Source organism: Saccharopolyspora aridisoli, assembly GCF_004348445.1.
In the GTDB taxonomy this organism is placed as follows: Bacteria; Actinomycetota; Actinomycetes; order Mycobacteriales; family Pseudonocardiaceae; genus Saccharopolyspora; species Saccharopolyspora aridisoli.
On record NZ_SMKV01000019.1, the window covers coordinates 49,088 to 61,873 of the forward strand.

Below are 12,786 nucleotides of genomic sequence, written 5' to 3' on the forward strand. Positions count from 1 at the left end.
GGTCGGGTGCTCGACGTCGTCGGACCGGCCGGTGGACACGGCGCCCCGCGTGAGGTTCCACAGCGGAGCGTTGATGCCGGCGTCGCCGAGCGCCTGGAGGAGGGCGACGGTGAGCACGAGCCCGATCGGCAGGTCCGCGCTCGCCCCGGTGGTTTCCTCAGCGGAGGGCAGCACCGAGACCACCCCGGTGGCGTCCACGCCGTGGAGCCGCTGCGCGAGCTCCGCGCGGTCCGCGCACGCCTCGTCGAGGACGACGCGGTGCACGGCGGCTCCGTGATCGGCGAGCGCCGCCGACACGTCGTCGTCGGCGATGCCGTCCGCGGTGACGAGCACCCAGGTACCGGTGAGCTTCGGGTCGCCCAAGCCGCGCAACGGCTTCCACGCGACCCGGTAGCGCCAGGAGTCCGTCGTGGACTTCTCGCGGTTGCGCTCGCGCCAGGAGTTCAGCGCGGGGAGCACGGCGGCCAGGGATTCCTCGTCGACGTGCAGGCTGGAGGTGAGCGCGGCGAGGTCGGACTGCTCGACGGCGGTCCAGAAAGCCGCGTCGGCCGTATCCGCCTCGGTCTGCTCCGGCATGGCGGGCTCGATCCAGAACCGCTCGCGCTGGAAGGGGTAGGTCGGCAGGTCCACCCGCCGGGCGTCCGGGAACTGCTCGGCCCAGTCCACTCCGACGCCGCGGACGAACGCCTCGGCGAGCGAGCTGAGCACCCGGTCCACGCCACCGGCGTCGCGACGCAGCGTGCCGCACGCGACCGCGCGGGCTCCGGCGTCGTCGATCGCGTCCTGCACGCCCGGGGTGAGCACCGGGTGCGCGCTCACCTCGATGAACGCGTGGTGCCCGGAGGTGAGCAGGGTGTCAACGGTCTCGGTGAAGCGCACCGTGCGGCGAAGGTTGCGGTACCAGTACTCGGCGTCGGTGTCCGGACCGTCGATCCGCTCGCCGGTGACGGTGGAGAAGAACGGCACTCCGGGGCGCTGCGGCCGGATCGGGTGCAGCTCGCGCAGCAGCTCGTCGTGCAGGTCCTCGACGTGCCGGGAGTGCGAGGCGTAGTCCACCTCGATCCGGCGCACCCGCACGCCTTCGCCGGTCAGCGTCGCGCAGAACTCGTCGAGCGCGTCCAGGTCACCCGAGATGGCCACGGAGCGAGGGCCGTTGGTGGCTGCCAGCGACAGCCGGCCGTCCCACTCGGCGAGCCGCGGCTCGATCTCCCCGGCGGCCAGCGCGACGGAGGCGATGCCGCCGCGTCCGGCGAGCGAGCCCGCGATCGCCTTGCTGCGCAAGGCGACGACCCGCGCCGCGTCCTGCAGCGACAGGGCGCCGGAGACGCAGGCGGCGGCGATCTCGCCCTGGGAGTGGCCGATGACGGCGTCCGGTTCGACGCCGTGGGAGCGCCACACCTCGGCCAGCGACACCATCACGGCCCAGGTCGCGGGCTGCACGACGTCCACGCGGTCCAGCGACTCCGCGCCGCGGACGACGTCGACGAGCGAGAGGTCCGTGAACGGGGCCAGCGCGGCGGCGCACTCGTAGAAGCGGTCGGCGAAGACGGGCGACTCGTCGAGCAGCTGCGCACCCATCCCGACCCACTGCGCGCCCTGGCCGGGGAAGACGAAGGTGACCTTGCCGTCCACGTCGGCGACGCCGCGAGCGACTTCGACGCCGTCGAGCAGCACCGCGCGGTGCTCCAGCAGCGACCGCAGCGTCAGCGAGTAACCGATGTCGGCGGGGTCGGCGGCGACCTGCTGCACGCGCTCGATCTGGGCGTCGAGGGCTCGCGCCGACTTGGCCGAGACCGGCCACGGGACAGGCCCCTGGTGCGCGGTGACGACGGGGGAGGTCTGCTCGCTCGCGGTGCCTTCCAGGATGACGTGCGCGTTGGTGCCGCTGATCCCGAACGACGACACCGCGCACCGGCGGGCCCGTCCGGTCTCCGGCCAGTCCTGCGCGTCGTGCAGCAGCGAGAGCGCACCGGAGCTCCAGTCCACGTGCGTGGACGGCGTGCCGCAGTGCAGGGTCTCCGGCAACGTGCCGTGCCGCAGGGCCATCACCATCTTGATCACGCTGGCCACACCGGCGGCGGACTGGGTGTGCCCGATGTTGGACTTCACCGAGCCGACCAGCAGCGGGCGGTCCGCGTCGCGCTCCTGGCCGTAGGTCGCCAGCAGCGCCTGCGCCTCGATCGGGTCACCGAGCGCGGTACCGGTCCCGTGCGCGTCGATGGCGTCCACTTCGGACGGTTCGACGCCGGCGTTGGCGAGCGCCTGCCTGATGACCCGGCGCTGCGAAGGTCCATTCGGCGCGGACAAGCCGTTGGACGCGCCGTCCTGGTTCACCGCCGATCCGCGCACCACGGCGAGCACCTGGTGCCCGTTGCGCTCGGCGTCGGAGAGGCGTTCGACCACCAGCACGCCGACGCCCTCGGACAGGGTCATGCCGTCCGCCGAGTCGGAGAACGCCTTGCAGCGGCCGTCTTCGGCGAGCGCGCGCTGGTGGCTGAAGGCGATCAGCGGCTTGGGGTTCGGCATGACCGTCACGCCACCGGCGAGCGCGAACGTGCTCTCCCCGCTGCGCAGGGACTGGCAGGCCAGGTGCAGCGCCACGAGCGACGAGGAGCACGCCGTGTCGACGGTGACCGCGGGGCCTTCGAGGCCGAACAGGTAGGACACGCGCCCGGACAGCACGCTCGGGCTGCTGCCGGTGACCTGGTAGCCCTCGGAGCCGCCGTCACCTCCGCCGTACTCGATGTAGCTGGAACCGATGAACGCGCCGGTGCTGGTGCCGCGCAGCGCGGCCGGGTCGATGCCCGCGCGCTCGATGGCCTCCCAGGTCGTCTCCAGCAGCAGCCGCTGCTGCGGGTCCATGCCCAGCGCCTCGCGGGGCGAGATCCCGAAGAACGCCGGGTCGAAATCGGCGGCCTCGTCGAGGTAGCCACCGGCGGTGGTGTAGGTGGTGCCGGGGCGGTCGGGGTCCGGATCGTGCAGCGCCGACACGTCGAAGCCCCGGTCGCCCGGGAACTCCGTGATCGCGTCGGTGCCGGTCTTGACGAGCTCCCAGAACTCCTCGGGACTCGTGGCGCCGCCGGGGAATCGGCAGCTCATGCCGATGATCGCGATCGGTTCGTCGGTGGAGCCGTCGAGGTGCGGACGCCGCGCGACGTCGTCCTCGGACGCGCCGAGCAGCTCGCCCACCAGGTGGTCGGCGAGCACTCTCGGGGTCGGGTGGTCGAAGACCAGGGTGGCCGGGAGGCTCAGACCGGTGGCCGAGGAGAGCTCCTTGCGCAGCTCCACGGCGGTCAGCGAGTCGAACCCGATGTCGCGGAAGGCCCGCTGCTCCCCCACCTCCTCGACGGAGCTGTGCCCGAGGACCGCCGCCGCCTCGGCGCGGACCAGGTCGAGGACGTGGCGTTCCTGGTCGGCCGCGGGCAGGTTCCGGAGCCGCCGGGCGAAGTCGGAGTCCTCGGTGGCCTCCACGGTGTCGTCCGCGAGCCCGCGCACTTCCGGCAGGTCGGCGAGCAGCGGACTCGGCCGCATCGCGGTGAAGACCGGGTGGAAGTCCTCCCAGTCGACGTCGGCGACCGTGACGTTCGTGTCGCCCTGCACCACCGCCCGGTTGAGCTCGGTGATCGCCAGGTCCGGCTGCAGGGGGGTCAGGCCGCGGCGGGACAGGTCTTCGGCCACCGCCTCGTGCGTCGCCATGCCGATCTCGGCCCACGGCCCCCAGGCCACCGAAGTCGCGGCGAGGCCGCGTGCCGCGCGCTGTTCGACCAGGGCGTCGAGCAGCGCGTTGCCGGCCGCGTAGGCGCTCTGGCCACCGCTTCCCCACACGCCGGCGATGGAGCTGAAGACCACGAACAGGTCGAGCTCGCGGTCGGCGAGCAGGTCGTTCAGGTTCACCGCGCCGAGGGCCTTGGCCGAGAGCAGGTCGGCGAAATCGGCGTGCGAGGTCCGCTCCAGCGGTGCGGACTGCCCGACACCCGCGGCGTGCACGACCCCGGTCAGGTCGGGGATGCCGTCGAGCACCGCGCCGATGGCGTCGCGGTCGGCGACGTCGCAGGCGACGATCTCGACGCGCGGTCCGCACGCCTCCAGTTCCGCGGCCAGCTCCGCCGCACCGGGTGCGTCGTTGCCGCGCCGGCTGGTGAGCACCAGCCGCTCCACTCCGCACCGGGCGAGCCAGCGGGCGGTCTCCGCGCCGAGCGCCCCCGTGCCGCCGGTGATGAGGACGGTGCCGCGAGCGGTGCAGGAGTCCTCGGACGGCAGCGCGTCGGCGGTGCGGTGCACGAGCCGCCTGCCGAGCAGACCGGTCGGGCGCACCGCCACCTGGTCCTCGGTCCGGTCCCGACCGACCCCGGCGATCACCGAGACGAGGCGCTGCGCCACGCGCTCGTCCAGCACCTCGGGCAGGTCGATCAGACCGGCCCACCGCTGCGGGTGCTCCAGCGCGGCCACCCGCCCGAAGCCCCAGATCGCGGCCTGCCCGGCGGACCCGACCCCGTCGGCGGGCCCGGTGCTCACCGCACCGCGCGTGATGGTCCACAGTGGAGCGTTGAGCTCTTGGGTGAGCGCCAGGGTGAGACCGAGACCGACCGACAGCGCGGGGTGTTGCGCGCACCGCCGCTCGTCCAGGGCGACCAGCGACACCGCGCCGGTGCACTCCGGCAGCCGCGCGGCCAGCACCTCCGGGTCGAGGCACGACTCGTCGAGCAGCACCACCGACACCTCGGCACCTGCCGCGCTCAGCGCCGCCCGCACCGGCTCCACGAGGTCGTCGTGGGTTCCGGCGGACGCGATCAGCAGCCAACTGCCCTCCAGAGCGGGTGTTCCCGTCGCGCGCAGCGGAGCCCACAGCACCCGGTAGCGCCACGCGTCGAGCCGCGCCTTGTCCTGACTCCCCCTGCGCCACGAGGACAACGCGGGGATCAGCGAATCCAGCTGCGGGTGCTCGTCGAGATCCAACCGCAGCATCGAAGCCAGCTCGGCGGCGTCACCACGTTCGATCGCCGCCCACAGGCGCCGGTCCGCCGGATCGGTCTGCCCACCTGCGGCGGGCCCGGCCGCGGACACCGGCCAGTAGTGCTCGTGCTGGAAGGCGTAGGTCGGCAGGTCGACGCGCTTGGCGCCGGTCCCCGCGAAGTGCGCGGACCAGTCCACCCGCGCCCCGTGCACGTGCAACCGCGCGAGGGCCGCGACCACCGCGCCCGGTTCGTCGCGGTCGTCGCGCAGCAGCGGAACGCACTCGTCGACCAGGGCCGACAGCGCGCCGCTCGGGCCGATCTCCAGGAACGTCGTGACGCCCGAATCGCGCAGCGCCGCGACGTTGTCGGCGAACCGCACGGTGTCGCGGACGTGGCTCACCCAGTGCTCGGGCGAGGTCACGTCACCCGAGGTGACGACGGGGATCTCCGGGGCCCGGAACGTCAGTCCTCCGATCGCCTCCCGGAAATCCTCGAGCATCGGCTCCACCAGCCGCGAGTGGAAGGCGTGCGACACCCGCAGGCGCTTGGACTTCCAGCGCTGCGCGATCCCCAGCACCTCCTCCTCGACACCGGCCAGCACGACCGAGCCAGGACCGTTCACCGCCGCGATGGAAACGCCATCGGTCAAGTGCGCCACGACCTCGTCCTCACCGGCCTGCACAGCGACCATGGCGCCACCAGTGGGCAGCGCCTGCATCAGCGAGGCGCGTGCCGACACCAGCCGGCAGGCGTCCTCCAGCGACAGGACGCCTGCCACGTGCGCGGCGGCGATCTCGCCGACCGAGTGCCCGGCGAGCGCGTGGACCTTGACGTTCCACGAGCGCACCAACCGGAACAGCGCGACCTCGACCGCGAACAGCGCCAGCTGCGCGTTCCCGGTCCGGTTCAGCAGTTCCTGGTCGTCGCCCCACATCAGGTCGCGCAGCGCCGGGTCGAGGTGGGTCAGCACCTCGTCCAGCGCCTCGGCGAAAGCGGGGTACCGCGCGTGGAGCGCGCGCCCCATGCCGACCCGTTGCGAACCCTGCCCGGAGAACAGGAATGCCACCCGACCGGTCTCACCGTCACCGGTGACGACCGCAGGATCGGCGCGATCGGCCGCCAGCGCGTCGAGGGCCCGCAGCAGCGAGTCGCGGTCCTCCGCGACGATCGCGGCCCGCTGCTCGAAGGCCGTCCGCGAGGTGGCCGAGGAGTAGCCGAGATCGGTGAGGCCCGTGGTCGCGTGCGCGTCCAGGTGGGAACGCAGCCGCGACGCCTGCGCGCGAACCCCGTGGCGCGTCCGAGCGGACAGCAGCACGGGCACCGCGTGCGGTTCCTCCGCGCCGGAGTCCGCGGCGGCTTCCTCCGGCGGCTGCTCGATGATCAGGTGCGCGTTGGTCCCGCTGATGCCGAACGACGAGATGGCCGCGCGCCAGGGCCGGTCCTGGTGCGGCCAGACGGTGCGCTCGGTCAGGAGCTCGACGGAGCCCTCCGACCAGTCGACGCGCGAGGACCGGTCGTTGACGTGCAGCGTCTTCGGCACGACGCCGTGCCGCATCGCCTGCACCATCTTGATGACACCGGCAACACCGGCGGCGGCCTGGGTGTGGCCCATGTTCGACTTGACCGAGCCGAGCAGCAGCGGCTGCTCGCGGTCCTGGCCGTAGGTCGCCAGCAGCGCCTGCGCCTCGATCGGGTCACCGAGCGAGGTACCCGTCCCGTGCGCCTCGACGACGTCCACATCGGACGGTTTCAGGTCGGCGCTGGCGAGCGCGGAGCGGATCACGCGCTGCTGCGCGGGACCGTTCGGTGCCATCAGGCCGTTGGACGCGCCGTCCTGGTTCACCGCGGAACCGCGCACCACGCCGAGGACCCGGTGGCCGTTGCGGCGCGCGTCGGACATCCGCTCCAGCACGACGACGCCGACGCCCTCGGACCAGCCGACGCCGTCGGCGGAGTCCGAGAAGGCCTTGCAGCGACCGTCCGGGGACAGACCCCGCTGCCGGGAGAACTCGATGAGCGCGGTCGGCGTCGACATGACCGTGACGCCACCGGCGAGCGCGAGCGAGCACTCACCGGCTCGCAGGGCTTGCATCGCCCAGTGCATGGCGACCAGCGACGACGAGCACGCGGTGTCGACGGTGACCGCAGGTCCCTCCAACCCCAGCGTGTAGGAGACGCGTCCGGAGACGACGCTCGGGGACGTGCCGCTGCCCTGGAAGCCCTCGAAGTCACCCCCGCCGAGTCCGGCGCCGTAGTCGCTGTACATGACACCGGCGAACACACCGGTCGGGCTGCCGCGCAGCGACCTCGGGTCGATCCCGGCGTGCTCGACGGCCTCCCAGGCGACCTCCAGCAGGAGGCGCTGCTGCGCGTCGGTCGCCAGCGCCTCGCGCGGCGACATGCCGAAGAACCCTGCGTCGAACTCCCCCGCGTCGTGCAGGAACCCACCGAACCGCGCGTAGGAGGTGCCCGGGTGGTCGGGATCGGGGTGGTACAGCCGCTCGAGGTCCCAGCCCCGGTTGGTCGGCAGCCCGGACACGGCGTCGCCGCCCTCGTCGATCAGGCGCCACAACTCGTCCGGCGAACCGACACCGCCCGGGTAGCGGCAGCCCATCCCGACCAGGACGATCGGGTCGTCCTCGTCGCTCGTGCGCGCACCGTTGGTCGGCCGGGCCTCGACCTCCTCGCCGAAGAGCTCACCGACCAGGTGAGCGGTCAGCGCGGTCGGCGTCGGGTAGTCGAACACCATCGTCGCCGGGAGCCGCAGGCCGGTGACGGCGCTGAGCTGGTTGCGCAGCTCCACCGCCGTCAGCGAATCGAAACCGAAATCCTGGAACTGGCGATCGGGGTCGATCTCGTCGCCACCGGCGTGACCGAGCACCGCCGCGATCCGGCCACGCACCAGGTCCAGCACCGCGGACCGGCGATCGTCCTCGGACAGCGCGCTCAGGCGCTGGATGAGCGTGTCCGCGGTCTGCGACCCGGCAGCCTGGCGGCGCGTCCGGGTGCGGATGAGCCCGCGCAGCAAAGCGGGAACCTCGCCGCGGGCGCGCATCGCCGCCAGGTCCAGCTTGGCCGGGACGACGACCGGCTGGTCGCCCGCGATCGCCGCGTCGAAGAGCCGGAGGCCTTCCGCCACCGACAGCGGCGGCATGCCCACGCGGGCCATGCGTTCGGCCTCGGCCTCCGAAAGCATGCCATCCTGCTGCCACGCGCCCCACGCCAGCGAGACCGCGGGCAGGCCCTCGGCCCGCCGGTGCTCGGCCAGCGCGTCGAGGAAGACGTTGCCGGCCGCGTAGTTGCCCTGCCCGGCGTTGCCGAAGGCTCCGGCGACCGAGGAGAACAGGACGAACGCGGAGAGGTCTCCGGTCAGCTCGTGGAGGTTCCACGCGGCGTCGACCTTCGGCCGCAGCACGGTGCGCAGCCGTTCCGGCGTGAGCGCGTCGACCACGCCGTCGTCGAGCACACCTGCGGCGTGCACGACGGCTCCCACCTCGTGCTGCGCGAGCAGTTCCGCGAGCGCGTCCCGGTCGGCGACGTCGCACGCCGCGACCTGCACCCGGCCACCCAGCTCCGTCAGCTCGGTGACGAGCTCGCCCGCTTCGCCGCGTCGGCTCACGAGCAGCAGGTCCCGAACGCCGTGCTCGGTGACCAGGTGCCGGGCGACGACCGCGCCCAACCCGCCGGTGCCGCCGGTGATCAGGACCGTTCCGTCCCAGGTGGTGGAGGACGCCGGTGCGGACTCGGCACGCACCAGTCGCGGGGCGCGCACCTCGCCGTCGCGCAGCAGCAGCTGCGGTTCGTCGGACCCCAGCACCTGCGGCAGCAAGGTGCGGGACGCCTCTGCGGAGTCGATCTCCACGAGCCCGAAGCTGTGCGGGTGTTCGGACTGCGCGGAACGCACCAGACCCCAGGCCGCGGACGCGGCTAGGTCCCCGGCACTCGTCACGAACACGACCTTCTCAGCCCGGTGCTCCTGCACCAGCTCCAGCGCACGCTCAGCCACCGCGTGCGCCGACCCGACGACGTCGTCACCACCCACGACCGGCACGACGAGCACGTCAGCGTCCCCCGGGACACCCCCAAGCCCGAACACGTCCTCGCCAACCACCGCGAACCCCGCGGCATCCGGACCGCTCCCGTGCTGCGGTACCTGATCCCAGGAGTGATCCGTCACCGGAACGAGGTCGATGCGGAACAGTGAGTCCCTGTCCACACCGGACCCGGTGGCCCTGGTGGACGACGCCGATCCGCCGTCGGGGGCGCGGAGGACGAGGGAATCCACCGAGGCGACCGGTGCGCCCGCGCCGTCGGCGGCGGCGATGGTCAGGGAACCGCCTGCGCCGCGCGCCAGTCGCACCCGCAGGGCGGAAGCGCCGGTCGCGTGCAACGACACGCCTTCCCACGAGAACGGCACGCCCGCCTCGCCCAGACCGGCGAGCAGCGCGGCGTGCAGGGCGGAGTCCAGCAAGGCCGGGTGCAGGCCGAATCCGGCCGGCTCGACGTCCTCGGGCAGCTCGACCTCGGCGTACACCGCGCCGTCGGAACCGCGCCACGCGGCGCGCAGTCCCTGGAACGCCGGACCGTACTCGAAGCCCTGCGCTGCGAAGCGCTCGTAGCAACCGCCGACGTCCACGGGGCCGGCCCCGGCGGGCGGCCAGGTGGCGGAGTCGAACGACGCCGTCGTCTCCCCCACCGCGAGCGTGCCGCTCGCGTGCTGGGTCCACGGCTGCTCGTCCTCGGCCTCCGGCCGCGAGTAGATCGTCACCGCGCGCTGACCGGACTCGTCCGGTTTGCCGATCCACAGCTGCACCTGGACACCGCCGCGCTCGGGCAGCACCAGCGGTGCGGTCAGCGCGAGGTCGTCGACGCGATCGCAACCGACCTCATCACCAGCGCGGATCGCGAGTTCGATGAAGGCGGTGCCCGGCAGCAGCACGGTGCCGTTGACCGCGTGGTCCACCAGCCACGGGTGCGACTGCCGCGCCAACCTGCCGGTGAGCAGCACCCCGTCGGAGTCGGCGAGCGACACAGCGGCGGACAGCAGCGGGTGGTGCGCGGTGCCCAACCCGGCGGCTCGCGGATCGTTGAACCCGAACCCACCGCCCTTGGGCCAGAAGCGCTTCCGCTGGAAGGCGTAGGTGGGCAGGTCGACGCGACGCGCGCCCGTTCCGGCGAAGTACTCCGCCCAGTTCACCGCGACACCGCGAACGTGCGCGTTCGCCAGCGCGGTGGTGATCGTCTCGACCTCCGGGCGACCGGACCGCATCGCGGGTGCGGCGGAGACGCCGTCCACGCAGTCCTGCGCCATCGCCGACAGCACGCCGTCCGGTCCGAGTTCGAGGAACGAGGCCACGCCGTGCTCGTGCATCCAGCGCACGCTGGCGGCGAAGCGCACCGTCCGGCGGACCTGATCGACCCAGTAGTCAACGGAGGTGACCTGTTCCAGCCGCACCTGCTCGCCGGTCACCGTCGACACCAGCGGGATCCGCGGGGCTTCCAGCGACAGTTCCGCCAGCACCGCGCGGAACTCGTCGAGCGCGGGTTCCATCAGCGGCGAGTGGAAGGCGTGCGACACGCGCAGCCTGCTGGTCTTGCGCCCTTCGGCGGCGAAGGCGGCCTCGACCGAGGCGACGGCGTCCTCGGCGCCCGAGACGACGACCGCGTTCGGGCTGTTGATCGCGGCGATCGATGCCTCGCCGGCGAGGTGCGGCAGCACTTCGACTTCCGTCGCGGCGATGGCCAGCATCGCGCCGCCCGGCGGCAGCGCCTGGATGAGCCTGCCGCGGGCGGTGACGAGCTTCGCGGCGTCTTCGAGCGAGAAGACCCCCGCGACGTGCGCGGCGGCGATCTCGCCTATCGAGTGTCCGGCGACGAAATCGGGCTTGAGGCCCCACGACTCCACGAGCCGGTGCAGCGCCACTTCGACGGCGAACAGGGCGGGCTGGGCGAACTCCGTCTGCTCCAGCGCCTCGCCGTCATCGCCCCACATCACGTCCCGGAGCGCGGGGTCGAGGTGTTCGAGGACCTCCTCCAGCGCCTCGGCGAAGACCGGGAACCGCGCGTGGAGCTCGCGCCCCATGCCCGGGTCCTGAGCGCCCTGGCCGGTGAACAGGTGCGCTTGCTTGTCCCTTCCCTGCGCGACGCCCTGCACCACGCGGGCTCCCGGCTCCTCACCGCGCGAGAGCTCGTCGAGCGCGGTGCGCAACGCCGTGGCGTCCTCGGCGAGGACGACCGCGCGCTGCTCGAAGCTGGACCGGGTGGTCGCCGCGGAGTGCGCGATGTCGAGCAGGCTGCCCTCCGCAGCGCTCAGGCGCGCCGCCTGCTCTTGCAGCGCCCCGCGACTGCGCCCGGACACCACCACCGGCACCACCCCCACCGGGGCGGGACTTGCCTCGACGTGCGGTGCGGCGGCAGGGGCCTGCTCGATGATGGTGTGCGCGTTGGTGCCGCTGAGGCCGAACGAGGACACGGCCGCGCGGCGCGGTTCGCCGGTCTCCGGCCAGGGCGTGTTCTCGGTGACCAGGCGCACGGCGCCCGCGGACCAGTCGACGTGCGAGGACGGCTCGTCGACGAGCAGCGTGCGAGGCACCACCCCGTGCCGCATCGCCATGATCATCTTGATGACGCCGGCGACACCGGCGGCGGCCTGCGTGTGGCTGATGTTCGACTTGACCGAGCCGAGCAGCAGCGGCCGGTTCTCGTCGCGGTTGCGCCCGTAGGTGGCCAGCAGCGCCTGCGCCTCGACGGGATCACCGAGCGTGGTGCCGGTGCCGTGGGCGTCGACGGCGTCGATCTGGTCGCCTGTCAGCCGGGCGTTGACCAGCGCCTGCTGGATGACCCGCTGCTGCGACGGTCCGTTGGGCGCGGTGAGGCCGTTGGACGCGCCGTCCTGGTTGACCGCGGAACCGCGCAGCACCGCGAGGACGTCGTGGCTGTTGCGCTGCGCGTCGGACAACCGCTCCAGGACCAGCACGCCCGCGCCTTCGGCCCACCCCGTCCCGTTCGCGGCGTCGGCGAACGACCGGCAGCGGCCGTCCGGTGACAGGCCGCCCTGACGGCTGAACTCGATGAAGGTCGCCGGGTTCGCCATCACCGTGACACCACCGGCGAGGGCCAGCGAGCACTCCCCGTTGCGCAGCGCGTGCGTGGCCATGTGCATGGCCGCCAGCGAGGAGGAGCAGGCGGTGTCCAGCGTGACCGCGGGGCCGACCAGGCCCAGGGTGTAGGAGATCCGACCGGAGATGACGCTCTGGGAGCTGCCGAGCAGGGCCGTTCCCTCGCCGCCCTCACCGGGCGCGAGCTGGTAGTCCTGGTTCATCGCACCGATGAAGACCGCGGCCTCGGTGCCCTTGATGGAGTGCGGGTCGATCCCGGCGCGTTCGAGCGCCTCCCACGTCACCTCCAGCACCACGCGCTGCTGGGGGTTCATGCCCAGCGCCTCGCGGGGCGAGATGCCGAAGAAGTCGGCGTCGAAGTCCCCCGCACCGCTGAGGAACCCACCTCGGTCGGTGGACGACATCGCGAGCATCTCCGGGTCCCAGCCGCGGTCGTCCGGGAACTCCCCGACGCCGTGCTGGCCGTCGGCGACCATCCGCCACAGGTCCTCCGGGCCGGTGACGCCACCGGGGTAGCGGCAGCCGATGCCGACGACGGCGATGGGTTCCTGCGCCGAGGCCTCCACTTCCCGCAACCGCCGCCGGGTCCGCTGCAGGTCCGCACTGGCCCGCCGCAGGTAATCCCGGAGCTTCTGCTCGTTGTCCATCTCCACCAAACCCATCTCGACGACGCCCGTTTCGACGGCCCACCGACCTGGACGCGATCACGCAGG

General features: G+C 72.9%; 1 protein-coding gene (running past one end of the window). It reads right to left on the minus strand.

Annotated features, from left to right (window positions below; genetic code table 11):
- Window positions 1–12,735, minus strand: the 5' portion of a protein-coding gene (locus tag E1161_RS16605; RefSeq protein WP_235875081.1) for a type I polyketide synthase. It extends 14,334 nt beyond the left edge of the window; 12,735 of the gene's 27,069 nt are visible here — the first part of the coding sequence; the start codon lies at window positions 12,733–12,735; its stop codon lies off the left edge, out of view.
- Between the last annotated feature and the right edge of the window lie 51 nt (window positions 12,736–12,786).